17 protein-coding genes and 1 pseudogene are annotated in these 23,988 nt (G+C 67.8%); 10 read left to right on the top strand and 8 right to left on the bottom strand.

Features of this window, described 5'->3' with window-relative positions:
- Positions 1-24: 24 nt before the first annotated feature.
- Positions 25-1,530, top strand: coding sequence for an MFS transporter (locus AB4Y92_RS19440; RefSeq protein WP_441821157.1), 1,506 nt, complete (start codon positions 25-27; stop codon positions 1,528-1,530).
- On the top strand, positions 1,527-3,218 hold the full coding sequence (locus tag AB4Y92_RS19435; RefSeq protein ID WP_441821156.1) for an alpha-amylase family glycosyl hydrolase: 1,692 nt from the start codon (positions 1,527-1,529) through the stop codon (positions 3,216-3,218). The genes AB4Y92_RS19440 and AB4Y92_RS19435 overlap by 4 nt, the downstream gene beginning before the upstream one ends.
- A 209-nt stretch (positions 3,219-3,427) precedes the next feature.
- Here the strand turns inward: AB4Y92_RS19435 and AB4Y92_RS19430 are convergent, their stop codons facing one another.
- The 4 genes from AB4Y92_RS19430 to AB4Y92_RS19415 all read right to left on the bottom strand — a co-directional run bounded on the left by AB4Y92_RS19430 (position 3,428) and on the right by AB4Y92_RS19415 (position 7,769).
- Positions 3,428-4,459 carry a LacI family DNA-binding transcriptional regulator gene (locus AB4Y92_RS19430; RefSeq protein WP_441821155.1) on the bottom strand — a complete coding sequence of 344 codons (1,032 nt, stop codon included), beginning with the start codon at positions 4,457-4,459 and terminating at the stop codon, positions 3,428-3,430.
- Positions 4,460-4,567: 108 nt separating this feature from the next.
- Positions 4,568-5,488, bottom strand: a complete 921-nt coding sequence (locus AB4Y92_RS19425; protein WP_441821154.1) for an ABC transporter permease subunit — start codon at positions 5,486-5,488, stop codon at positions 4,568-4,570.
- The gene (locus AB4Y92_RS19420) at positions 5,488-6,210 is read right to left on the bottom strand and encodes a VIT1/CCC1 transporter family protein (RefSeq protein ID WP_441821153.1); all 723 of its coding nucleotides are present in this window, start codon (positions 6,208-6,210) and stop codon (positions 5,488-5,490) included. Before AB4Y92_RS19420 ends, AB4Y92_RS19425 begins: the two co-directional genes overlap by 1 nt.
- Positions 6,207-7,769, bottom strand: coding sequence for a peptide ABC transporter substrate-binding protein (locus AB4Y92_RS19415; RefSeq protein ID WP_441821152.1), 1,563 nt, complete (start codon positions 7,767-7,769; stop codon positions 6,207-6,209). The genes AB4Y92_RS19420 and AB4Y92_RS19415 overlap by 4 nt, the downstream gene beginning before the upstream one ends.
- A gap of 275 nt (positions 7,770-8,044) precedes the next feature.
- On the opposite strand from AB4Y92_RS19415, the gene AB4Y92_RS19410 reads away from it, so the two are divergent.
- Positions 8,045-9,424: a glutamate--cysteine ligase gene (locus tag AB4Y92_RS19410; RefSeq protein ID WP_441821151.1), complete on the top strand. Its 1,380-nt coding sequence runs from the start codon at positions 8,045-8,047 to the stop codon at positions 9,422-9,424.
- Positions 9,425-9,565: 141 nt separating this feature from the next.
- Here AB4Y92_RS19410 and AB4Y92_RS19405 read toward each other — a convergent pair whose 3' ends face one another.
- Entirely contained in the window at positions 9,566-10,420 is an 855-nt protein-coding gene (locus AB4Y92_RS19405; protein WP_441821150.1) for a DMT family transporter, read from the bottom strand.
- Positions 10,421-10,558: 138 nt separating this feature from the next.
- Here AB4Y92_RS19405 and AB4Y92_RS19400 point away from each other — a divergent pair, with 138 nt between their 5' ends.
- Positions 10,559-11,479, top strand: a complete 921-nt coding sequence (locus AB4Y92_RS19400) for a LysR family transcriptional regulator (protein WP_441821149.1) — start codon at positions 10,559-10,561, stop codon at positions 11,477-11,479.
- Positions 11,480-11,482: 3 nt separating this feature from the next.
- Positions 11,483-11,608: pseudogene (locus tag AB4Y92_RS19395) on the top strand (DUF6053 domain-containing protein); the annotation flags it as partial.
- Here the strand turns inward: AB4Y92_RS19395 and AB4Y92_RS19390 are convergent.
- The gene (locus tag AB4Y92_RS19390; RefSeq protein ID WP_441821148.1) at positions 11,586-12,341 is read right to left on the bottom strand and encodes a tetratricopeptide repeat protein; all 756 of its coding nucleotides are present in this window, start codon (positions 12,339-12,341) and stop codon (positions 11,586-11,588) included. The pseudogene AB4Y92_RS19395 and the gene AB4Y92_RS19390 sit on opposite strands and share 23 nt — an antisense overlap.
- Positions 12,342-12,630: 289 nt before the next feature.
- Between AB4Y92_RS19390 and ppc the strand changes: the two genes are divergently transcribed.
- The 4 genes from ppc to fghA all read left to right on the top strand — a co-directional run bounded on the left by ppc (position 12,631) and on the right by fghA (position 18,140).
- The gene (ppc, locus tag AB4Y92_RS19385; RefSeq protein WP_441821147.1) at positions 12,631-15,369 is read left to right on the top strand and encodes a phosphoenolpyruvate carboxylase; all 2,739 of its coding nucleotides are present in this window, start codon (positions 12,631-12,633) and stop codon (positions 15,367-15,369) included.
- Positions 15,370-15,670: 301 nt separating this feature from the next.
- Positions 15,671-15,946: a formaldehyde-responsive transcriptional repressor FrmR gene (gene frmR, locus AB4Y92_RS19380; RefSeq protein ID WP_215056842.1), complete on the top strand. Its 276-nt coding sequence runs from the start codon at positions 15,671-15,673 to the stop codon at positions 15,944-15,946.
- Positions 15,947-16,069: 123 nt separating this feature from the next.
- Positions 16,070-17,179, top strand: coding sequence for an S-(hydroxymethyl)glutathione dehydrogenase/class III alcohol dehydrogenase (locus tag AB4Y92_RS19375; protein WP_441821211.1), 1,110 nt, complete (start codon positions 16,070-16,072; stop codon positions 17,177-17,179).
- A 130-nt stretch (positions 17,180-17,309) separates the two neighbouring features.
- A complete protein-coding gene (gene fghA / locus AB4Y92_RS19370; protein WP_441821146.1) occupies positions 17,310-18,140 on the top strand; it encodes an S-formylglutathione hydrolase in 831 nt (276 codons plus the stop codon).
- Between the two features lie 265 nt (positions 18,141-18,405).
- On the opposite strand, the gene AB4Y92_RS19365 is transcribed toward fghA, so the two are convergent.
- Positions 18,406-19,548, bottom strand: coding sequence for an efflux RND transporter periplasmic adaptor subunit (locus AB4Y92_RS19365; protein ID WP_441821145.1), 1,143 nt, complete (start codon positions 19,546-19,548; stop codon positions 18,406-18,408).
- Positions 19,545-22,748: an efflux RND transporter permease subunit gene (locus AB4Y92_RS19360; RefSeq protein ID WP_441821144.1), complete on the bottom strand. Its 3,204-nt coding sequence runs from the start codon at positions 22,746-22,748 to the stop codon at positions 19,545-19,547. The genes AB4Y92_RS19365 and AB4Y92_RS19360 overlap by 4 nt, the downstream gene beginning before the upstream one ends.
- 579 nt (positions 22,749-23,327) lie before the next feature.
- Between AB4Y92_RS19360 and AB4Y92_RS19355 the strand changes: the two genes are divergently transcribed.
- A partial coding sequence (locus AB4Y92_RS19355) for an AraC family transcriptional regulator (protein WP_441821143.1) occupies positions 23,328-23,988 on the top strand: 661 nt, incomplete at its 3' end.

Genomic DNA, 23,988 nt, shown 5'->3' with positions numbered 1-23,988 from the left:
CGCCCTCCATGCCAGTATCGACCCATGACCGATAGCCGCGACTCCGCCGTCCCGCACCGCAAGCCGCAACTGTCGTTCTGGCAGATCTGGAACATGTGCTTCGGCTTCCTCGGCATCCAGTTCGGCTTCGCGCTGCAGAACGCCAACGTCAGCCGCATCTTCCAGACGCTGGGCGCGCCGATCGACGACATTCCGATGCTGTGGATCGCCGCGCCGCTGACCGGGCTGATCGTGCAACCCATCGTCGGCTACCTGTCCGACCGCACCTGGACCGGTCTCGGCCGGCGCCGCCCGTATTTCCTCGTAGGCGCCGTGCTGGCCACGCTCGCGCTGCTGGCGATGCCCAATTCGCCCACGCTGTGGATCGCCGCCGGCCTGCTGTGGATGCTCGACGCCTCGATCAATATCTCGATGGAGCCCTTCCGCGCCTTCGTCGGCGACCAACTGCCGCAACAGCAGCGCGCGAGCGGCTACGCGATGCAGAGCTTCTTCATCGGCGTAGGTTCGGTGGTCGCGAGCCTGCTGCCGTATGCGCTGGCGCATTTCGGCGTGGGCAATACCGCCGGCCCCGGCGAAGTGCCGGACACCGTGCGCTACGCGTTCTACTTCGGCGGCGCGGTGCTGCTGCTGTCGGTGGGCTGGACGGTGCTGCGCACGCGCGAGTATCCGCCGCAGGAATTGCTCGCCTTCGACGAAGCGCCGGCGACGCCGCCGCGCGATCGCGACCGCGTGCGCTGCCTGTTGCTGGGCGCGTCGTGGATGGTGGTCGGCGGCATCTGCGCGACCACGATTTCGATGATGGCGCTGGATCGCCAGTTGTACGTTCTGGCCGCGCTGATCGCCGCGTTCGGCCTGGCCTTGGTGGTGCGCGGCGTGGTCCGCGACGGCGGCGGCTTCGCCACGGTGATGGACGACCTGGGCGCGATGCCGCCGACCATGCTGCGCCTGGCGCTGGTGCAGTTCTTCTCGTGGTTCGCCTTGTTCGCGATGTGGATCTACACCACACCGGCGGTCACGCAACTGCATTACCACAGCAGCGACACCGCCTCGGCGGCATACAACGAAGGCGCCAACTGGGTCGGGGTGCTGTTCGCCGCCTACAACGGCTTCGCCGCGCTCGCCGCCATCGTGATTCCGCCGATGACGCGGCGCTGGGGTTTGCGCCGCAGCCATCTGTTCAATGTTGCCCTCGGCGGCGCCGGCCTGATTTCGATCGCGCTGATCCGCGACCCGCAATGGTTGCTGCTATCGATGCTGGGCGTCGGCTTCGCCTGGGCTTCGATCCTGTCGCTGCCCTACGCGATGCTGTCCGACAGCGTGCCGGCGGCGAAGATGGGCGTGTTCATGGGCATCTTCAATTTCTTCATCGTGATCCCGCAGCTGGTCGCGGCCAGTCTGCTCGGGTTCCTGGTCAAGCATGCCTTCGGCGGGCATCCGGCGGCGGCGCTGGTGATCGGCGGCGTCAGTCTGTTTATCGCCGGTTTGTGCGTGCTGTGGGTGCGCGAGCCCGGCGCGGAGGCGCGGGCGTGAGGGCTTTGCCTGTCGTCGCTTTAGCGCTGGCGTTGTGCGGTTGCGCGCAGGCCACGCGCGGCACAGCGCTGTCGCGCGATTACTACGGCACGCTGGAACCGATGGCCAGCGACGCGGTGTACTTCGTCGTCACCGATCGCTTCGTCAACGGCGACACCGGCAACGATCATCGCGATCAGGGCGGGCCGGATCCGGCCACGCACAGTTTCGACCGGCCCGTGCCCGGCGCGCCGAAGGGCGAGAGCGACAACATCGGGTATCTCGGCGGCGACTTCAAAGGCCTGCTCGACAACGCCGATTACATTCGCGACATGGGCTTCGGCGCGGTCTGGCTGACGCCGATCGTGGACAACCCGGATGAAGCCTTCACCGGCGGCGACGCGGTGACCTGGGGCGGCGCGTTCCAGGACCGCGGCAAGACCGGTTATCACGGTTACTGGGGCGTGGATTTCTATCGCCTCGACGAGCACCTGCCCAGCCGCGATCTGGATTTCGCCGGCCTGACCGCGGGCTTGAAGGGGCACGGCTTGAAGACCGTGCTCGACATCGTCGCCAATCACGGCTCGCCGTCGTTCACCATGCCCAAGGATCAGCCCAAGTACGGCGAGATCTATCGCGATGGCGTGCTGGTCGCCGATCACCAGAATCTGTCGCCGGAAAAGCTCGATCCCGCGCATAACCCCTTGCACCGGTTCTTCCACAACGAGAAGGATCTGGTGCAGCTTTCGAATATCGACGACACCAGTCCGGCGGTGCTGGATTACTTCGTCGGCGCGTATTCGCAGTGGATCGATCAGGGCGCCGACGCCTTTCGCATCGACACCATCCGGCATATGCCGCCGGCGTTCTGGAAACAGTTCGCCGATCGCATCCGCGCCAAGCGTCCCGGGTTCTTCATGTTCGGCGAAGCCTTCGACTACCAGGCCGAGAACATCGCGCCGTTCACCTGGGCCAGCAACGGCGGCGTGAGCGTGCTCGACTTCCCGTTGAAGCAGCGCATGGCCGAGGTGTTCGGCCGCGGCCGCGGCGACTTCGCGCTGCTCTCCGACCGGCTCTATCTGACCGATGGGCCGTACGCGAATCCGTACGATTTGATGACGTTCTACGACAACCACGACATGCCGCGCCTGGACGCCAGCGACGCGGGTTTCATCGACGCCAACAACTGGCTGTTCACCGCGCGCGGCATTCCGGTGATCTATTACGGCTCGGAGGTCGGTTTCGAGCGCGGCAAGGCCGAGCATGCGGGCAATCGCAATTACTTCGGCCAGCAGCGCATCGATGCGGCGCGCGGGCATCCGATTCGCGCCGCACTTAAGCGTATTGCGAAGGTTCGCGAGACCACGCCGGCGTTGCAGCGCGGCTTGCAGTTGAATGTGTTGATGCAGGGCGATCGCGCGGCGTTTTATCGGGTCTACGAGCACGGCGGGCAGTCTCAGATCGCGCTGGTGCTGCTCAACAAGGGCGATGCCGCGGCGGACTTCGAGGTGCGCGAGTATCTGCAGGCCGGGCGCTGGCGCGCGGCGTTGGGTGGGGGCGAGGTCGATATCGGCGAGGGCGCTGGCGGCGTGCTGAAAGCGACCGTTGCGGCGCATGGAGTGGAGGTGTTCGTGCTGGATGCGCCGGTGGTGCGGGGTGATCTGGTTGCGGCGTTGGATAGAGCGATGGCTCACGCGCGTAGGCGGTGAGTTTTTTGGGCAGCGGGTTTTGATCGGTCGCCACAGACTTCAGCGCCCTCTCTCAAGGACGTCATTCCCGCGAAGGCGGGAATCCAGAGACTTCAGCGTCATCTCTCCAGTCCATCATTCCCGCGAACGCGGGAATCCAGCGACTTCAAAGGTTCTCGCACGAAAGGCCCTGGATTCCCGCGTTCGCGGGAATGACGGTAGGTAGGTACCTACTCAGCCCCACACGACTTACGCACCACCAACGCCGTAGGCAACCGAATACTTTCCGCCTCCTCCCCCCGCACCAGACGCATCAGCGTATCCACCAATAGCTCCCCGGCCTGCTTGGTGTCCTGAAAAATCGTCGTCAGCGGCGGATGCGCGAACCGCGCCATCGGAATATCGTCGAAGCCGATCACCGACACATCCTCGGGCACGCGCAGCCCGTGCTCGGTCAACGCACGCATCGCTCCGAGCGCGATCAAGTCGCTGGCGGCGAAGACCGCATCGAAAGCCAACCCGCGCGAGATCAATTCGCGCGCGGCGTCATGGCCGGCGTCTTCGGAGCTTTCCGCATCCACCTGCAGCGCGCGGTCCAGCACCAGGCCCGCATCGGCCAGCGCGCGCTCGCAGCCGATGAAACGATCTAGGAATTCCGGGTAATGGCTGGAAGCGTCGCCCAGAAACGCCACGCGCTTGCGCCCCAGCGCGACCAGATGCGACCCGGCCTGATGCCCGCCGCCGATGTTTTCGCAGCCGATCGACAGCCCCGGCTGATCGGGCAGGACCGCGCCCCAGCGGACGAAGCGCGTGCCTTGCTCGACCAGTTTCTGCAGCTTGCCCTGATAGGCGAGGTAATCGCCGTAGCCGAGCAGGATCAGGCCGTCGGCCTTCATGCTGTCTTCGTAGTCGCCGGCCCAGTCGTCGGACAACTGCTGGAACGAGATCAGCAGGTCCTGGCCGTGGCGCGCGCAGGCGCGGGTGATCGAGCCGAGCATCGACAGGAAGAACGGGTTGATGTGCGACTCATCCGGCGTCGGATCTTCGAACAGCAACATCGCCAGGGTGCCCGAACGCTGACGGCGCAGGCTGGAGGCGTGGCGATCGACCTTGTAGTTGAGCTCGCGCACCACCGCTTCCACGCGCTTGCGGGTTTCGGCGTTGACCAGCGGACTGCCGCTGAGCACGCGCGACACGGTGGCCTGGGACACGCCGGCCAGGTGGGCGATATCGACCGAGGTCGCTTTCGACTTTCTGCGCATGGGGGGAGTTTGGCACGGGAATCGGGAATGGGGAGTCGGGAATCGGAAGGCTGAGCGCCGCTGCGGGAGGAGCCGATTGCCGATTCTCCATTCCCGATTCCCGGCGGTTCACCGCGGATCCATCCACCCCCGCAACGCATCCACCGCCACGTTGATCGCCACGATCAGCGCGCCGATCACCAGCACCACGCCCAGCACCAGGGTGTAGTCGCGGTTGAGCGCGCCCTGGACGAAGTAGCGGCCCATGCCGGGGATGCCGAAGACCTGCTCGACCACGGCCGAGCCGGTGACGACGTTGATCAGCGCCGGCGACAGCCACGCCACCACCGGCAGCAGCGCCGGTTTGAGCGCGTGCGCGAACAGCAGCCGCGTCTGCGACAGGCCACGCGAGCGCGCGGCCTGCAGGTACTCGGCCGACAGCACGTCGAGCATCGAGGCGCGGGTCAGCCGCGCGCAGTAGGCGATGTTGGGCAGCGCCAGCGCGATCGCCGGCAGCACCACGTTGTCCCATTCGCCCCAGCCGCCGGCCGGCAGCCAGTGCAGGGTCACCGCGAACAGCAACACCAGCAGTGGCGCGACCACGAATTTCGGGATCGCCAGACCCAGCCCGGCGACGAACATCAGCAATCGGTCGGTCCAGCCGCCGGCGCGCAACGCCGCCCACACGCCCAGGCTCACGCCGAACAGCAGCGCCAGCAGCAGGGCGATGCCGCCGTTGAGCGCGGACACCGGCAAGGCGTTGGCGATCAGCTGATTGACCGTGTAGTCCGGATACTGGAACGACGGCCCGAGGTCGCCGCGCAGCGCGTCGCCGAGCCAGCCCAGGTATTGCATCGGCAGGGACTGATCCAGCCGGTACTGCGCGTCGAGCACCGCCTGCACTTCCGGCGGCGCGGCCTTCTCCGTGTCGAACGGCCCGCCCGGCGCGGCGCGCAACAACGCGAAGCACAGCGTGGCCAGCAGCCACAGGGTGATCGCCGCTTCCAGCAGGCGCGAAGCGAGCAGGCGCACGAGCGGATGGACGCGCATCAGACCTGCACGTCGAACAAGCGTCCGACCGCGGTCGCCGCGGCCATCGCCAGCGCGCCCCAGAACGCCACCCGGAGCGCGCCGCGCAGCACCGGCGCGCCGCCGGTCCAGGCCGCGAGCGCGCCGGAGACCGACAGGCCGATCAAGGTCGCCGGGATCGCCACCGTTTCGATCCGCCCGGCCGGCGCCAGCAGCACCGCGGCGATCGGCAGCACCGCGCCGGTGACGAACGCCGCCGCCGAGGTCGCCGCCGCCTGCACCGGCCGCGCGCGCAAGGTGTCGGTGATGCCCAGTTCGTCGCGCGCGTGGCTGGCCAGCGCGTCGTGCGCGCTGAGCTGGCGCGCCACTTCGCCCGCCAGCTCGGGCGTCAGGCCGCGTTGTTCGTAGATGCGCGCCAGTTCCTGCAGTTCGCTCTGCGGATCGTCGTCGAGTTCGCGCTGTTCCACCGCGATGTCGGCGCGCTCGGTGTCGGCCTGCGATTGCACCGAAACGTATTCGCCGGCCGCCATCGACATCGCTCCGGCGACGGTGCCGGCGATGCCGCTGGTCAGGATCGCCGCGGTATCTGCGCCGCTGGCGGCGACGCCGACCACCAGGCCGGCGATCGAGACGATGCCGTCGTTGGCGCCGAGCACCGCCGCGCGCAGCCAGCCGACGCGTTCGGAGCGATGCGCCTGCGGGTTGCGGCTGCGCGGCGGTGGCGAGGTCGAAGATGCGGTCATGGCGACAGGCTCAACCAGCGGCTGGCGTGACGGTCCAATGCATTGGCCTGGAAGCCGCGCACGCGTTCGGAAACCAGGTGTTTGGAAGTGTAGAAATACAAGGGAATCGCCGCGTTGTCGTTGAGCAGGCGCTGCTCGGCGGCGCGCAGCCAGGCGTTGCGCGCGGCTTCCGAATGCGCGCCGTCGGCCCGCGCCAGGCGCTGGCGATAACCGGCGTCGTCGTAGCCCATCCAGTTCAGCGGGCCGTCGCTGCCGAAAGCGGCGAGGAAATTGCGCGCGTCGGGCAGATCGCCGATCCAGCCGCCGCGGAACACCTGGGTGATCGCGCGCTGCTTGCGGTTCTGCACGAACACCTTCCATTCCTCGTTGCGCAGCCGCACCTGCACGCCGAGCGTCTGCCGCCACATCGCCGCGACCGCGAGCGCGAGGCGCCGATGCGGAGTGGAGGTGTTGTAGCGCAGCTCGATCACCAGCGGATTGTCGTTGGAATAACCGGCGTGGCGGTACAGCGCGAGCGCGTGCTGCTCGCGCTGGGCTTGCGTCAGCGTCGCCCACGGCATTGCCGCGGGCGTGTAGCCGGCGATGCCCGGCGGCACGATGCCGTAGGCCGGGGTTTCGCCCAGGCCGGTGACATAGCGGGTGAGCTTGTCGCGATCGACCGCCAACGCCAGCGCGCGGCGCAGCGCCAGCGCCTTGTCGTCGCACGGCGGCGCGGCGCAGGCCGCGTCTCGGAACGGCGGCTTGGTCAGATTCAGGCCGAGCCAGAACGCGCCGACATACGGCGACAGCCGCAACTGCGCGCCGAAGCGCCGGCGCAGCGCGGTCAACGGCTGCGGCGGCACGACTTCGGTGATGTGCAGATCGCCGGCGGCGAAGCGCTGCAGTTCGGCGGCGGCGTCCTCGGTGACGTGGAAGCGCACGCGTTCGATCGCCACCGCGCCGGCGTCGTGGAACTGCGGATTTTTTTCGACCAGCAGATTCGCCTGCGGCGTCCACGCCTGCAGCCGATAGGCGCCGTTGGACACCAGCCGGCCCGGTTGCGTGTGCTGCGCGCCGTATTGCTGCACCGCCGGCAGATACACCGGGAACGCGATCGGCAAGGTCAGCAGCGCCGGCAGCGAGGCGGCGCGGTTGAGAGTGAACACCACGGTATGCGCGTCGGGCGCGGCCACGCCCAGGTGCTCGGGCGGCAAGCGGCCGGCCTGCACCGCCTGGGCGTTGTCGAGCGCGTCGAACAATTCCCCGAACGGCGCCGCGGTGGCCGGCGCGAACGCGCGGCGGAAGCTGGCCAGGATCTGCGCCGCGTCCAGCGTTTCGCCATTGCTCCAGCGCAGGCGCTCGCGCAGGGTGAAGGTCCAGGTGCGGCCGTCGGCCGACACCGTCCAGCTGCGCGCCATGCCCGGCACCAGCCGCCCTTGCGCGTCCTCGGTGACCAGACCCTCGTACAGATCCCGCAGGACGTTGCCGCAGGCCACTTCCTGGCAGCGGTGCGTGTCCAGCGTGCTCGGTTCCGGGCCGTTGCCGCGTTCTAGTTGCGCCGCGGCCGTCTGCGCAGGCACGGCGGGCGCCACCAGCGCCAGTAGCAGGGCCGAACCATAGCGTTGCAGGACGGACGTTGTTCGGCGCAAGACGGGCTCTACACTGCCTGGGTCTTGCGATTGTAGGCGACCCGCCGCATATCCAGACCGAGAAACCATGTGTACTCACGCAAGGTAGGATTCAGGGCATCGGACCGGCTCCCGTGTGACGGGGCGCCGGTTGCGGGCGTTGGGTCGCGCCAAGCGGCCGCGGCCGGGCTCCGGTCCAGTCGATCGATTCAATCAGCGAGGTGGATGTGTCCGGTCCCAGCCAGGTCAAGGATCTAGAGATTCCCGACATCAAGGGCGGCGCGCGCGCCGTGCTTGTCGATTACCTGGCCTCGGGCGCGCGCCCGGAGTCGGATTGGAAGATCGGTACCGAGCACGAGAAGTTCGGCTTCCGCACCGACGATCTGCGTCCGCCCACCTTCGACGGCGAGCGCGGCATCGAGGCCTTGCTGAAGGGGCTGACCCAGTTCGGCTGGGCGCCGGTGGAAGAAAAGGGCCGGGTGATCGCGCTGACCCGCGACGACGCCTCGGTATCGCTTGAGCCGGCCGGCCAGCTGGAATTGTCCGGCGCGCCGCTGGCGACCTTGCACGACACCTGCGTGGAGGCGGCCACTCATCTGCGCGAAGTGCGCACCGTCGCCGAGCCGATGGGGCTGGGCTTCCTCGGCATGGGCTTCCAGCCCAAGTGGCGCCGCGACGAAATGCCGTGGATGCCCAAGGGCCGCTACAAGATCATGCGCGAGTACATGCCCAAGGTCGGCGACCTGGGCCTGGACATGATGACTCGCACCAGCACCGTGCAGGTCAATCTGGACGTGCGCGATGAAGCGGACATGGTGAAGAAATTCCGCGTCTCGCTGGCCTTGCAGCCGATCGCGACGGCGCTGTTCGCCGACTCGCCCTTCACCGAAGGCAAGCCGAACGGCTACATGTCGTACCGCTCGCACATCTGGACCGACACCGACGCCGACCGCACCGGTCTGCTCGACTTCGTGTTCGAAGACGGCTTCGGTTACGAGCGCTACGTCGATTACCTGCTCGACGTGCCGATGTACTTCGTCTACCGCGACGGCGAATACATCGACGCCGCCGGCCAGTCGTTCCGCGATTACCTCGACGGCAAGCTGCCGGCGTATCCGAATCAGCGCCCGACCTTGAAGGACTGGGCCGACCACACCACCACCGCGTTCCCGGAAGTGCGCTTGAAGAAGTACCTGGAAATGCGCGGCGCCGACTCGGGCCCGTGGAACCGGATCTGCGCGCTGTCGGCGTTCTGGGTCGGTCTGTTGTACGACGCCGATGCCTTGGATGCGGCCTGGGATCTGGTGCTGGACTTCAATCCGGCCGAACGCCACGCCTTGCGCGATGGCGTGCCCAAGCACGGATTCCAGCTGCCGTTCCGCGACGGCAAGGTGCTGGATCTGGCGCGCCGCGCGCTGGAGATTTCCGCGCACGGCTTGAAGCGCCGCGCGCGCTTGAACCACCACGGCGCCGATGAGTCGATCTATCTGGAGCCGTTGACCGAGTTCGTGGCGATGGGCAAGAGCCCGGCCGAGCGCAAGCTCGAGCTGTTCCATGGGGCTTGGGGCGGGAGTGTGGATCCGGTGTTCAAGGAATTTGCGTACTGATTAGCGCGGGGACGGAAAAGCAAATCCTCCCCAACCCTCCTTTTATAAAGGAGGGAGCGCATTCGTTGCGATCGTAAAGAACTGCGCTGTTCCCCCCTTTGAAAAAGGGGGGCAGGGGGGATTCGCTCTTCGCCCCGCCACTCACCCCAGCTTAGCCCTGGCCCCGCTACGCAGCGCCACCACCGCCCCTGCAATAATCAAAGCCGCGCCGATCAAGGTCGAAGCACGCGCCGCGTGCCCGAACAACAGCCAATCCAGCGCAGCGCTGACCGGCACCGCCACGTACATCAACGGCGCCAATGTCGACGCATTGTCCATGCCGCGATAAGCCAGATCGCGCAGCGACTGACTGCCCAGGCTGCACGCCGCCATGCCGATCAAGGCCAAGGTCAGCACCCAAGGCGGCTCGACCGCGAACGGCTGCGCCGGCAGATGCGTCATGCCGAACAGCGCCAACGGCAACCCGACCAGCGATGCCTGCAGATACAGCTTGAACTGATTGCGAAACGGCGGCTGATGCTGGGCGCTGCGATAGAACAGCACCTGCGAGGCCGCCATCGCGAAGCCGCCGAACAGCGACACCAGCGAATTGCCGTCGAGCCCGCGCGCATCCGGGCGCAGCACCACCAGCACGCCGAGGAAGCCGACGATCAGCCCGCCGATCGCCGCCGGACGCAGGCGTTCGCCCAGCCACAGCCACGCGATCAGCGGAATGAACAAGGGGCCGGTGTTGTACAGCAGCACCGCGTGCAGCAGGTCGCCGCGCATCGCCGCGAGCACGAAGCAGCCCTGCGAGACGATCACGCACACCGCGCGCACCCAGCCCGGCCGATCGGCCAGCGACCACACCGCGCGCCAGTCTTCGCGCCGCGCCAGCGCGATCAGCACCAGGCCCGGGATCATGAAACGCAGCCAGGTCACCAGCTCCGGCGGCAGGCCGCGGGTGTAGCGGCTGAGCAAGCCGAGCAGGGCCAGGCAGGTGGAGGCGGCGGCCATGAGGCCGGCGCGAAGGGCCAAGGGACGGGACGGCGACAGGACAACCGGGGAAGCGATCGGGGCGGCAGGCATGTGGTAAATATATCCATGCCATGGGTACATAAAAATCTGGAATTCCTGGATTAGCGGTAAGTAAAAATGACCACAGACGATCCCTCGCCCCGCCGCCTGCCGCCGCTGCGCGCCCTGCAGGCCTTCGCCGCCGTCGTGCGCTACGACGGCATGCGCCGCGCCGCCGAGCGCATGCACCTCAGCCACGCCGCGCTGAGCCAGCACGTGCAGCACCTGGAGGAAGCCTTCGGCCTGCGCCTGCTCGACCGCAGCGGCGGACGCGCGCGGCCGACGCCGCTGGGACGCGAGTACGGCGAGGCGTTGATCGCCGGCTTCGAACAGATCGAAGCGGCGACCGCGCGCCTGCGCCTGCGTGGCGACGAAAGCCGGCGGCTGGTGCTGGGCGCGCCGACCAGCCTCAGCGTCAGCCTGCTGTTGCCGCGGATCGACGAATTCTCCGCCCAGGCCGGCTTCGACCTGCAGTTGTTCTGCCCGGCCTCCGCGCCCGATCTGGCGCAGGCGCGTGTGCACGCGCTGCTGATGCACGGCGATCCGCGCGCGCAGGGATTGCAGGGCGAGTTGTTGTTCGAACAGGCGCTGGTGCCGGTGGCTTCGCCCGAGTTGATCGCGCGGATGGATTCGCAGCGCTGGTGGCAGGAACCGGCGCCCGGCGTGCGCGTGCTGCACGTGGTCAGCGAAGGTTGGCGTCAGGATTGGCCGGCGTGGTTCGGCGACGATCTCGCGGCGTGGCCGCTGCCGCAGCTGAGTCTGTCTTCGCCGATGCCGGCGATCAGCGCGGCGCTGGCCGGGCAGGGCATCGCGCTGCTGTATCCGCGGTTGATCGCCGAGCGCTTGGCGAGCGGTGAATTGCAGGTATTGGCCTCGCCGCAGCCGGGGCCGGTGAAGCGCCTGTATCTGGCGTGGTTGCCCGAAGCCGGCGGCGGCGCGCGGTTGGGGTGGGTGCGCGATTGGTTGTTGGGGTTGTTGCGGGGCGAGGCGGCTGGCTGAGCCGCGGCGATCGGAGCGGAAGGCATCGGGGCTGAAGCCCCTCCCACAAAATCTAATGTGGTAGGGGCTTCAGCCCCGACGCTTTCGTCTCAGCCCACCGCGCCCCTCACACCGTCTGCGTGCGCTTAGCCAATTCCTTGAGCTGATCCAACTCCGGCTTATGCATCTTGCGCGCATATGCCGGCAGCCGCTTCGCCTTGGCCTGCGCCTGCTCGCACAACTCGCGCGCGCGGCCCAGTTCGCCCCAGCCGATCAGGCATTCGGCATAGCGCACATGCGCCTGGAACCCGCTGCTGTAACCGACCAGGGTTTCGAATTCTTCCTTCGCCTTGGCCTTCTCGCCCAGCGCCGCGACCGCGCGCGCATAGGTCAGATGGCCTTCGGGCGAACGGAAATCCGCGCGCCTGGCGATCAGCTCATCCAGGGTCTGCCGCGCCTGCGCCGCATCGCCGCCTTCGAGTAGGGCATGGGCCAGCTTGACCTGCAGATGCGGATCGTCGCGATGCACGCCGCTGAGCGCGGCGCGGTACATCGGCAGCGCTTCGCCGGCGCGGCCGGCGGCCAGCAGCGCATCGGCCAGGCGCATGCGGTTGTCGGTGGTGGCCGAGGTGTCGTAGGCGTCCTGGGCTTCGCGCAGCTCGCGGCCCGGGTCCAGCATCCGCCGCACGTTGCCGACCAGGGCGCGGCCGTGCTGGGTGTGGCGCTGCTCGGGCAGCCAGATGGCGAAGGCGTAGACCACGCTGCCGAGCAGCGGAAACATGAAGAGAATCATCAACCAGTAACGATCCTGTCCGCTGCGCACCGCGTGCACGGCGAAACACAGCGCGACCAGGACGTGCAATCCCAGGCCCAGATACGGCATGACGCGTTCCTTGCGAAAGGGAGGGGCGAAAACGGGCGACAGTGTCACGGTTTGACGGCGCCCGCGCCAGAGGGGATGGCGGCCGTTCGTCGCCTCGGGGCGGGCGAGGGGAGCAGAAATGAGTGCGCAGGAGTGAGGAGTGAGTAAGAGCGCGCGCAAGCCGCCTATCGCTTTTGCTTACTCCTCACTCCTCTCCACTCGTTCCTATCGTTTCACCTGCAACCAAAGCATCACAAGCAACTTGCTGCAATGCACAAGCCACTGAGATAGCCTTGACCGGATGAACGTCATGAACGACACCAGCGACGAACCCCTGCGCGCGATCGACTTCGCCTCCACCGACGCGCTGCTGCGCGACGACGTCAAGATGCTCGGCGCGCTGGTCGGCGAGATCCTCGCCGAGCAACGCGGCGACGGCTTTCTCGACGATGTCGAACGCCTGCGCCGCGCCGCCATCCGCCGCCGCGAAGCGCAAGCGCCGATCGCCGCGCTGGCCGATGCGCTGGCCGATATCGACCTGGATCAGGCCAGCGATCTGGTGCGCGCGTTCGCGACGTATTTCCAGGCGGTCAATCTGGCCGAACGCGTGCATCGCATCCGCCGCCGCCGCGACTACGAGCGGCGCGGCGCCGATCCGCAGCCCGGCGGGTTGCGCGATGCGATCGGCACGCTCGCGCGCCTGGGCGTGAGCGCGGAGGAAGTCGCCGCCTTGCTGCCGCGGCTGCGGATCGAACCGGTGTTCACCGCGCATCCCACCGAAGCGGTGCGACGCGCGCTGCTTGAGAAAGAAAGAACGATCGTCGGCTGTTTAGTAGCCGACATAGACCGCGGCCGCACCCCGCCCGAACGCCGCGCCGACCGCGAGCGCATCCGCCTGGCCCTGACCGCGAGCTGGCAAACCGCCGAAGCGCCCGCGGCCAAGCCCAGCGTCGCGGATGAGTTCGAGCACGTCGGGTTCTATCTGTCCGACGTGCTCTACCGCGTGCTGCCGGTCTACTACGAAATGTTCGAAGAGGCGCTGGGCGAAACCTACGGCACTGCCGCCGCGCTGCCCGACGTGCTCGGCTTCGGCACCTGGGTCGGTGGCGACATGGACGGCAATCCCAACGTCGGCGCCGACACCATCGCCGCGACTCTGGCCGGACAGCGCGCGCTGGTGCTCAACGCCTATCGCCGCGATCTGGCCTCGATGGCCGAACTGCTGAGCCAATCGGTGACCCGCGTGCGCGTGGACGACGCGGTGCTGGCGCGGGTGGAAGACTATCGCTACCAACTGCCGAAGGCCGCCGCGCTGCTCAAGCCGCGTCACGCCGACATGCCGTATCGCAACCTGCTCGGGCTGATGGCCGCGCGCCTGCAGGCGACCAGCGATGAAAGCGTGCATGGGTATCCCGATGCGGCTGCGTTCTTGGCCGATATCGTGTTGATCGAGCGCAGTCTGGCCGCGAACCAGGGCGAACACGCCGGCGGTTTCGCGGTGCGGCGTCTGCGCCGTCGCGCGGAGTGCTTCGGCTTCCATCTGGCCAGCCTCGACCTGCGCCAGGATTCGGGCACGCACGACGCCGCGCTCGCCGCGCTGCTGGATTTGCCGCAATGGGAACAGATGGACGTGGCCGCGCGCGCCGCGCGTCTGCACGAGCTGCTCGACGGCGAGGCGCCGCCGGCGCGCGCCGCCGCGGCCGCGGCGCAGCCGACGCTCGATGTGTTCCGCGCCGTCGCCCGGCTGCGGCCGCGCTACGGCGAACGCGCGTTCGGGCCGTACATCGTCAGCATGAGCCGCAGCGCCGCCGACGCGCTGGCGGTGCTGGCGCTGGCCAAGACCGCCGGCTGCCTCGACGGCAGCGGTCGCGTGCCGCTGGACGTGGCGCCGCTGTTCGAAACCGTCGATGACCTGGACGCCGCCGCCGATACCCTGCGCGCCTTGTTCGCCGACCCGATGTACCGCGCGCATCTGCGCGCGCGCGGCGATCGTCAAGTCGTCATGCTGGGTTATTCCGACAGCGCCAAGGACGGCGGCATGGTCGCCTCGCGCTGGGCGCTGCAACAGACCCAGATCGCGCTGACCGCGTTGGCCCACGACAGCGGCGTGCGCATCGCCTTCTTCCACGGCCGCGGCGGTTCGATCAGCCGCGGCGGCGGCAAGACCGAGCGCGCGGTGATCGCCGCGCCGCGCGGATCGGTCGATGGTTATCTGCGCCTGACCGAGCAGGGCGAAGTCATCCATCGCAAGTACGGCATCCGCGCGCTGGCGCTGCGTAATCTGGAACAGACCACCGGCGCGGTGCTGCGCGCGACCCTGCGGCCGCGTCCGCCGGAGCCGCGCGAAGCCGGCTGGCGGCGCATCGCCGGCGATCTGGCCGACACCGCGCGCGCCCACTACCGTGCGTTGGTGCACGAGGACGCGGCGTTCCCGGCATATTTCCGCGCGGCCACGCCGATCGACGTGATCGAGCGGCTGCGGATCGGCTCGCGTCCGGCCAAGCGCGCCGGCGCCGGCGATATTTCTTCCTTGCGCGCGATTCCGTGGGTGTTCGCCTGGTCGCAGAACCGCGCCGGGCTGACCGCGTGGTACGGCGTCGGCACTGGCCTGGCGCAAGCGTTGGACCGGCATGGCCGCGAGACCTTGGCCGAGATGGCGCGCGACTGGCCGTTCTTCGGCACCTTGATCGACGATCTGGAAATGGTGCTGGCCAAGTCCGATCCGGCGATTTTCGAACGCTATTCGATGCTCGCCGCCGATCTGGCCGAGGGCGATCTGCATGCGCGTTTTCATCCGGGCATCGCGGAAGAGTTCGAACGCACCCGGCATGCGGTGTTGACGATCAAGGGCAGCGATGAATTGCTGGCCGGGGATCATCGCTTGCGGCAGTCGATTCGACTGCGCAATCCGTATGTCGATCCGATCAGCCTGTTGCAGGTCGATCTGCTCGCGCGCTGGCGCGCGGCGGGGCGGCAGGAGGATGCGTTGTTGCAGGCGCTGGTGGCTACGGTCAATGGGATCGCGGCAGGGGTGCAGAACACGGGTTGAGGGGTTTGGCATTGTTGGGATTGGGAACGGCGCGCTTTTGATAGGTGCGCCGTTTTCTTTTGGAGCAAGAGCAAATCCCCCCTGACCCCCCTTTTTCAAAGGGGGGAACCCGTCTTGGGGGGAGGCGTCGAGGCCGGCGCCGCCAACCAGTGCCCCCTTTAAAAAAGGGGGCACGCGCCCCGCGCAGCACGAAGCCTGAGCATTCCCCAGCGCGGGGGATTTGCTCCGCACTCGCCAGACCCTTCCCCAGATCCTGATACTATCCCCCAGTATCCAGCGCCCGCCGCCCGAGGCCGCCCCAATGCCGCATTCCCCCGCCGAGAAAAAAATCGTCCTCACCCGCGTGCGCCGCATCAAGGGCCAGACCGAAGCGCTGGAGCGCGCGCTGGAACAAGGCAGCGAGTGCGCGGCCGTGCTGCAGCAGATCGCCGCGATCCGCGGCGCGATCAACGGGCTGATGGCGCAAGTGCTGGAAAGCCATATCCGCGAAGAGCTCGGGCAGGCGGTGGCTTCGCAAAAACATCGCAGCGCCAGCATCGATGAAGTCGCCGCGCTGGTGCGTTCGTACCTCAAATGAAGCCGCCGCGCGCATCCATGCGCGGCGCGACGATTCACCGATAACCGCGGCACGCGCCGCACCGCATCCTTCCCGCCACACGGGACGCCACCGCAGGAGAGTTTCACCATGAGCAGCCGGGTCATCAAAAGCCGCGCCGCCGTCGCCTTCGCCGCCGGCCAGCCTTTGCAGATCGTCGAGATCGATGTCGAACCGCCGCGCGCGGGCGAAGTGCTGGTGCGCATCGCCGCGACCGGCGTCTGCCACACCGACGCATTCACCCTCAGCGGCGACGATCCCGAGGGCCTGTTTCCGGCCGTGCTGGGTCACGAAGGCGGCGGTGTCGTGGTCGAGGTCGGCGAAGGCGTCACCAGCGTCAAGCCCGGCGACCACGTGATCCCGCTGTACACGGCCGAATGCCGCAAGTGCAAGTTCTGCCTGTCGGGCAAGACCAATCTCTGCCAGGCCGTGCGCGCGACGCAGGGCCGCGGCCTGATGCCCGACGGCAGCTCGCGTTTCAGCTATCAGGGCCAGACGATCCATCACTACATGGGCTGCAGCACCTTCAGCGAATACACGGTGGTCGCCGAAGTGTCGCTGGCGGTGGTCAATCCCGAGGCGCCGCTGGAGAAGGTCTGCCTGCTCGGTTGCGGCGTCACCACCGGCATCGGCGCGGTGCACAACACCGCGAAAGTGCAGCCCGGCGATACCGTCGCGGTGTTCGGCCTGGGCGGCATCGGCCTGGCGGTGATCCAGGGCGCGGTGCAGGCCAAGGCCGGACGCATCATCGGCGTCGATACCAATGCGGGCAAGTTCGAACTGGCCAAGGCGATGGGCGCGACGGACTGCGTGAACCCGAAGGATCACGATCGCCCGATCCAGGACGTGCTGGTAGAGATGACCGACGGCGGCGTGGATTTCAGTTTCGAATGCATCGGCAACGTCAACGTCATGCGTTCGGCGCTGGAGTGTTGCCACAAGGGTTGGGGCGAGTCGGTGATCATCGGCGTGGCCGGCGCGGGGCAGGAGATCAGCACGCGACCGTTCCAGCTGGTGACCGGCCGCGTCTGGCGCGGCTCGGCGTTCGGCGGCGTCAAGGGCCGCACGCAGTTGCCGGGGATGGTCGAGCAGGCGATGAAGGGCGAGATCGATCTGGACCCGTTCATCACCCATACGCTGCCGCTGGAGCGGATCAACGAAGCCTTCGATCTGATGCACGAGGGCAAGTCGATTCGTACCGTGATTCATTACTGAGTGCAGTTGTTCCCTTCTCCCGCGCGCGGGAGAAGGTGCCCCGAAGAGCCTGTCCCCGCGAAGGCGGGGGGGCGGATGAGGGCGGCCGCACATCGTCGCCGCGCCGATCGGAAAAACCCGAGAGAACGCAATGGAAAAAATCGAATCCCACGCCTGCTTCGGCGGCCGTCAGCAAGTCTGGAGCCACAACGCGACCACGCTGGGCTGCACGATGCGCTTCGGCGTGTATCTGCCGCCGCAGGCCGAAAGCGCGGACTGTCCGGTGCTGTACTGGCTGTCGGGCCTGACCTGCACCGAGCAGAACTTCATCACCAAGGCCGGCGCGCAGCAGTTCGCGGCGCAGCACGGCGTGATCCTGGTGGCGGCCGATACCAGCCCGCGCGGCGAGGGCATTCCCGACGCGGACGGGTACGACCTGGGTCAGGGCGCGGGGTTCTATCTCAATGCGACCCGGCCCAAGTGGGCGGCGAATTTCCGCATGTACGACTACGTGGTCGATGAGTTGCCGGCGCTGGTCGATGCGCATTTCCCGACCACCAGCGCGCGCGCCATCAGCGGGCATTCGATGGGCGGACACGGCGCGCTGATGATCGCGCTGAAGAATCCGGGGCGTTATCGCAGCGTGTCGGCGTTCTCGCCGATTTCCGCGCCCTCGCATTCGCCTTGGGGCGAGAAAGCTTTCACCGCGTATCTGGGCGAGGGTCGCGAGGCGTGGAAGGCGTGGGATGCGACGGCGCTGGTCGCCACCGCGCGCGAGAAGCTGCCGCTGCTAATCGATCAGGGCGGCGACGACGAATTCCTGGTGCCGCAGCTCAAGCCCGAGTTGCTGCGGGTGGCGTGCGAGGTGGCCGAGCATCCGCTGGAGCTGCGGATGCGGGCGGGTTACGACCACAGCTACTACTTCATTGCCAGTTTTATCGGCGAGCACATCGCGCATCATGCGAAGGCGTTGCGTGGGTGATGCCCTTCTCCCGCGAAGCGGGAGAAGGTGGCCCGAAGAGCCTGCCCCGCGAAGGCGGGGGGCCGGATGAGGGCGCGCGAATTACGGCAACGACGCTATTGGCGGCTGCGCGTGCCCTCACCCCAACCCGCCCCGGCCCAAACACATAGCGTTTGGGCGTTCGCGGACGCGCGAGCCGATGGCTCGCAAGCCGCGTCCACTCATCCCACAAGCGGGAGAGGGAGACACGTTCACGATGTTGCGTGCGACAAAAGAAGCGACTGCCTTACGACTTCTTCGGCGGCGGCAACGCCTTCGCATTGACCTTATTCCCGTCGGCCAGCATCGCATTAGGCGCAAGCACCACGGTATCGCCCGGATTGACGCCGCTGAGCACTTCGACCTCGTTGCCGAGGTTACGGCCCAGGGTGACGTCGCGATAAGCCAGGGTCGAATCGCCTTTCAACGTCACCACCTGGGTTCCGCTGCCGCGCTGGATCACGGTGGACACCGGCAGCACCACCGCCGGCGCCGCACGCGGCAGGTGCAGGCGCGCGGTGCCGACCATGCCGGCGGGAATGCGGCTGTCGGGGTTGGGCAGGCGCAGTTCGGTGCGCATCACGCCGGCGTCGCGAGAGAGATTACGCGCGCTGCGCGCGACCTGGGCCTTGAAGCTCTGGCCCGGCAGTTCCGGAAAGCTGACCTGCGCTTCCAGGCCGTTTTCGATCTGCATCGACACGTTCTGCGGCACGTCCACCACCACCCGCAACGGATCGAGCACCGCCACTTCGAACATCGGCACGGTCGAAGACGCCGAATCGCCGACCACGCGATCGCCGCGCTCGACATTGCGCGCCACCACCACGCCGGCGAACGGCGCGCGCACCGACTGGAACGCCTGCCGCTCCAGCGCCGAGGTCAGCCGCGCCTGCGCGGCGTTGCGCGCGGCGACGGCAACGTCGTAATTGCCCTTGCGATCGCTGAAGTATTCCTTCGACACCGCGCCCGAACCGATCAGCGTCTGCGCGCGGTCGTAGTTGACCTTGGCCAGTTCCTGGTCGGCGCTGGTCTGCGCCAGCACCGCGCGCGCTTCGCGCACCGACTGATCGATTTCCGGCGCCGAGATCGTCGCCAGTACCTGCCCGGCGGCGACCTTGTCGCCGAGTTCGACCTTGCGCTCGCTGACGAAACCGGTGGCGCGCGCGTACAGCTGCGCCGACTCGCCGGCTTGCGCGCGCGCGGGCAGCGACAGGTCGTAGGCGGCGTCGGCGGCCTTGGCCTGCACGGTCAGGACATCGGGCACGGTGCTGGCCGGGGCCGACTCGGCCGAGCTGCGGCCGCAGCCGGACAACACGGCGAGCAGCGCGGTGGAAACGGCCAGGGCCAGCGCGATGCGGATCAGCTTGGCTTGAGGCTTAGAGCGATTCATGGAGCGACTCCTGCGGGGGTGCCGTTCGGTTCGGCCGCGCCGTCGGCTTCGACGTCTGCGGCAGGTTTGCGGCGACGGCCGACGACGGCCAGGATGGAAGGAACGAGGATCAAGGTGGCCGGCGTGCCGAACAACAGCCCGCCGATCACCGCGCGGCCCAGCGGCGCGTTCTGCTCGCCGCCGTCGCCCAGGCCGATGGCCATCGGGATGATGCCCAGGACCATCGCGCTGGCGGTCATCAGCACCGGGCGCAGGCGCACCGCGGCCGATTCGTACGCGGCCAGTTCCGGGTCGTGGCCGTCGGCGATCAGGCCGCGCGCGAAGCTGGTCACCAAGACCGAGTTCGCGGTCGACACGCCGATCACCATCATCACGCCCATCAGCGCGGGAACGCTGAGCGGCGTGCCGGTCACCCACAGGCCGACCGCGGCGCCGGCGATGGCGATCGGCAGGCCCGACATCGCCACGGCCGGTTGAATCCACGACTGGAAGTTCACCACCAGCACCAGGAACACCAGGATCGCCGACATCACCAGGCCCGCGGCGAGTTCGCCGTAAGCGCTCTGCATCTCGCCGGCCTGGCCGACGATCTCGATGCGATTGCCGGGCTTGAGCTTGGCATTGAGTTCGGCGGTGATCTTCGACAGACGGTCGTAGACCGAGCCCAGGTCGGTGCCTTCCACATTCGCGATCACGCTGATGGTCGGCGCCAGCGTGGTGCGGGCGATGCTGGCCGGCACGTTGCGCGGCGTCACGGTGGCGATATTGCGCAGCAGCACCGCCTCGCCGTTGGCGCCGATGCGCAGCGGCGAGTTCATCAGCTGATCGATGTTCTGCATGTTGTTGAGCGGCGCCTGCACCTGCACGGTGTAGGCGATGGCGTTGACGGTGTCGGTCCAGTACACCGGCGACACCGTGCCGGCCGAACCGAGCACCGCCAGCACCGCGCGCGCGGCCTGCTGCGCGTCCAGGCCCAGCTGAGCGGCGCGGGTGCGGTCGATCTTGACCTGATACTCGGGCAGGTCCAGCACCTGCCGCAGCGAGATATCGACAGCGCCGGGCACCTTGTGCAGGCGACTTTCGATCTCGCGCGCCAGCGCCATGTTGCCGGGCACGTCGCGGCCGATCAGGCGCACTTCGAACGCGGCCGCGGCCGAGCCGGCCAGGGTGCGGCTGGTCGCGTCCGGCGGGCGCTCGAACAGCTTCACCTCGGGGAAACGCTCGGCGATGCGCTTGCGGATCTTGACCAGGTAATCGTGGCTGTTGGCGTGCGGCGAGCGCAGCTGCAGCATGATTTCGGCTTCGAAGGACCCCACCACCGTGCTGTCCACCAGCGACAGGTTGATCGCGTCGGGCACGCCGATCTGCTCGTAGACGGTCTGCAGTTCCTGCGGCGGGATGATGCTGCGGATCTCGCGCTGGATCTCGCTGAGCTTGGCCGCGGTCTCCTCCAGGCGCGTGCCGGTCGGCAGGCGCACCTGCATGCGCAACTGGCCGGCATCGACCTGCGGGAAGTATTCGCGGCCCAGCGAGGCGGCGGCGAGCGCGCCCACGCCGAACACCAGCAGCGCGACGATGGTCAGCACCGCGCCGTGATGGCCCAGCTTGACCAGCAGCGCGTGGTGCTTGTCGCGCAGCGAGTCCAGCACGTGCTCGACCTTGTGATTGATCTTCAGCAGCAGCTTTTCCGGCGCCCAGCGCGGATTGGCGCGGCTTTGGATGTCGGCCGGCAGCAGCAGATAGCACAGCACCGGGATCAGCGTGCGCGAAAGCAGGAACGAGGCCAGCATGGCGAAGATCACCGCCAGCGCCAGCGGGGTGAACACCCACGCCGACAGGCCGGTCATCAACAGGATCGGCGTCAGCACGATGCAGATCGAAATGGTCGAGACCATTTCCGGGAACACCACTTCCTTCGCGCTGTCCAGGATCGCGGTGCGCACGTCCTTGCCCAGGGCGATGTTGCGGTTGGTGTTCTCCACGTCCACCACCGCGTTATCGACCAGGATGCCGATCGCCAGCGCCAGCCCGCCCAGGGTCATGACGTTGAAGGTGTAGCCCAGCAGATGCAGCATCGCGACCGAGGCCAGCAGCGCCAGCGGGATCGCCGACAGCACGATCATGCTTGAGCGCCACGAACCGATGAACACCAGCACCACCAGCGCCACCAGCAGGCCGACCAGCACCGCTTCGTGCTCGATCGAGCCGATGGCGTTATCGACGAACACCGACTGATCGAAGATCGCGTGGATGCGCGTGCCCGGCGGCGCCGAGGCTTCGATCTCCGGCAGGCGCGCGCGCACCGCGCGCACGATCTCGACCGCGGACGCGCCGCCGAGCTTGATCAGCGCCACCGACACCGCGCTGGAACCGTCCATGCGCGCCACGTTGGTCTGCAGCGCGCCGCCGTCGCGCACCGAGGCGACATCGCGCACGTACAGCACGGTGCCGCCGCGCTGGGCGACCGGGATGTCGAGGAACTCGGCCGCGCTGGCCGGGCTGGTGTCGATGGAGATCTGCATCTCGCGCCCGCCTTCGCGGATCGAACCCGACGGCAAGGTCGGGCTGCCGCGTTCGAGCGCGCTGGTGACGTCGGCCGGAGTCAGGCCGTAGGTCTGCAGCTTGGACGGATCCAGATCGACCATGATCTGCCGCGGCGCGCCGCCGTAGGGCAGGGTCATGCGGATGCCGGGAATGGTCTGGATCTGCGAGCGCAGCTGCAGGCGCGCGTAGTCGTACAGCTGCGCCTCGGTCAGCGAATCCGACGACAGCACCAGCTGCAGCACCGGCGTGCTCGACACGTTGTTGCGCACCACCAGCGGCGGCGAGGTTCCCGGCGGCATGCGCCGCAGGATCGTCTGCGAGACCGCGGTGATCTGCACCAGCGCGCGGTCCAGGCTGACGGTGGGCTGGAAGTCGATGCGCACGATGCTGGCGCCGTTGAGCGTTTCCGAGCGCACCTCTTTCAGGTCATCGACCGTGTTGAGGATCGCCGCCTCGGAGAACGAGGTCATCTTCGCCGCGACGTCGGCCGCCGGCAGGCCGCTGTAGGTCCATACCAGGTTGATCGACGGAATCCCGACTTCGGGCAGGATGTCGGTGGGCATCTTGCGCGCCGACAGCACGCCGAACAGCAGGATCAGGATCGCCAGGACGCCGATGGTGTAACGGCGGCTCAGCGCGTATTGAACAATCCACATCGTGAGAGGGTTCCGACGGCTGGATGAGTGGTGCGAAGTGTCCGCGCGGAAGGTCCGGGTTGCAGCCGTACCGCGCGGAAAGGTTCGTGTGCGTGCCGCAACGCTGCGGGCGCCTGAATGCATGGCCGAGCGGCCAGAACAGGCACTTTAGGCGGCGCGGACGAACGCGGCGCTGTCGCTTGGCTGACAAAATCGTCAGTCGTGGGCGCGGACGCCGGATGCATCGGCCTGGGGAGGGCGATCGTTCCCCGCTGGGTTTGGGCCTCGCTGGGTGACAGGGCGGCGGCGCTCGCTGCGCCTGCCCGACCGGACCGCTCCGGGACCGGCGCGCCGACCGCGGCCGCCGGCGGCCGCGCGGGGCGGGACGTCGGGAGCCGGATCGCCGCCCATCGGCCCGGCCTCCGTTACCAAGGAGTGACGGGTCGCTGGGGGAGTGCGATTAAAGTAGTCCCTGAACCGCCGCCGCGTTAGTACATTACTGTCGCATCATTGCCTATTTCTGCAATTCAGCCGAAGCGGCACAGTCTCAGGCCAGATTCATACCGATAATCCCAGCAACCCGCCTCCCCCCGGGAAGCCATGAACGCCAATACTTCTGCTGAATCGATCGCGCACCGAGGCAGTTGCGCCGCGCAGGCCGAACTGGTCGATCGGATTGCCCGATTAACCGACAGCGGCGGCGACGGTGTCCACAACACCGTCGTGCGGCCGCTGCACCTGATCCGCATGAGCGGCCCGACCGAGTGCTCGCCCTCGGTGTACGAGCCGCGCCTGTGCGTGGTCGCGCAAGGACGCAAGGTCGTGACCTTGTCCGACCGCACCTATCACTACGATCCGCTCAACTATCTGGTGGTGTCGGTGACCTTGCCGATGATCGGACAGATCGTCGAAGCCACGCCGGACAAACCGTATCTGTGCCTGCGCATCGACATCGATCCGGCCGAGATCGCGCGGCTGATCGTCGATGCCGGCCAATCGCCGGCCAGCGACAGCGGCCGCGAAAGCAACGGCGTCGACCTGGGCCTGTACGCGGCGAAGGTCAACAAGACATTGATGGACGCGGTGCTGCGGCTGATGCGATTGCTGGACACGCCGCAAGACCTGCCGGTGCTGGCGCCGATGGCGCTGCGCGAGATTTTCTATCGCGTGCTGATGGGCGACCTGGGCCATCGCCTGCGCGCGCTGGCGGTCACCGACAGCCGCTCCAGCCGCGTCGCCAAGGCGGTCGCGGTGCTGCGCC

The sequence above is a fragment of the Lysobacter sp. TAB13 genome (genome assembly GCF_052113885.1).
GTDB lineage: Bacteria > Pseudomonadota > Gammaproteobacteria > Xanthomonadales > Xanthomonadaceae > Lysobacter > Lysobacter gummosus.
Note: the sequence above shows the minus strand (reverse complement) of the source record. Positions and strands in the feature narration are given on the sequence as shown.

What these genes read in the sequence shown, in the direction of transcription:
- AB4Y92_RS19440 (WP_441821157.1), top strand. Translation starts at nt 25, where the DNA reads ATGACCGATAGCCGCGACTCCGCCGTCCCGCACCGCAAGCCGCAACTG.
- AB4Y92_RS19430 (WP_441821155.1), bottom strand. Translation starts at nt 4,459, where the DNA reads ATGCGCAGAAAGTCGAAAGCGACCTCGGTCGATATCGCCCACCTGGCC.
- AB4Y92_RS19425 (WP_441821154.1), bottom strand. Translation starts at nt 5,488, where the DNA reads ATGCGCGTCCATCCGCTCGTGCGCCTGCTCGCTTCGCGCCTGCTGGAA.
- AB4Y92_RS19420 (WP_441821153.1), bottom strand. Translation starts at nt 6,210, where the DNA reads ATGACCGCATCTTCGACCTCGCCACCGCCGCGCAGCCGCAACCCGCAG.
- AB4Y92_RS19405 (WP_441821150.1), bottom strand. Translation starts at nt 10,420, where the DNA reads ATGGCCGCCGCCTCCACCTGCCTGGCCCTGCTCGGCTTGCTCAGCCGC.
- AB4Y92_RS19400 (WP_441821149.1), top strand. Translation starts at nt 10,559, where the DNA reads ATGACCACAGACGATCCCTCGCCCCGCCGCCTGCCGCCGCTGCGCGCC.
- AB4Y92_RS19390 (WP_441821148.1), bottom strand. Translation starts at nt 12,341, where the DNA reads ATGCCGTATCTGGGCCTGGGATTGCACGTCCTGGTCGCGCTGTGTTTC.
- ppc (WP_441821147.1), top strand. Translation starts at nt 12,631, where the DNA reads ATGAACGACACCAGCGACGAACCCCTGCGCGCGATCGACTTCGCCTCC.
- frmR (WP_215056842.1), top strand. Translation starts at nt 15,671, where the DNA reads ATGCCGCATTCCCCCGCCGAGAAAAAAATCGTCCTCACCCGCGTGCGC.
- fghA (WP_441821146.1), top strand. Translation starts at nt 17,310, where the DNA reads ATGGAAAAAATCGAATCCCACGCCTGCTTCGGCGGCCGTCAGCAAGTC.
- AB4Y92_RS19365 (WP_441821145.1), bottom strand. Translation starts at nt 19,548, where the DNA reads ATGAATCGCTCTAAGCCTCAAGCCAAGCTGATCCGCATCGCGCTGGCC.
- AB4Y92_RS19360 (WP_441821144.1), bottom strand. Translation starts at nt 22,748, where the DNA reads ATGTGGATTGTTCAATACGCGCTGAGCCGCCGTTACACCATCGGCGTC.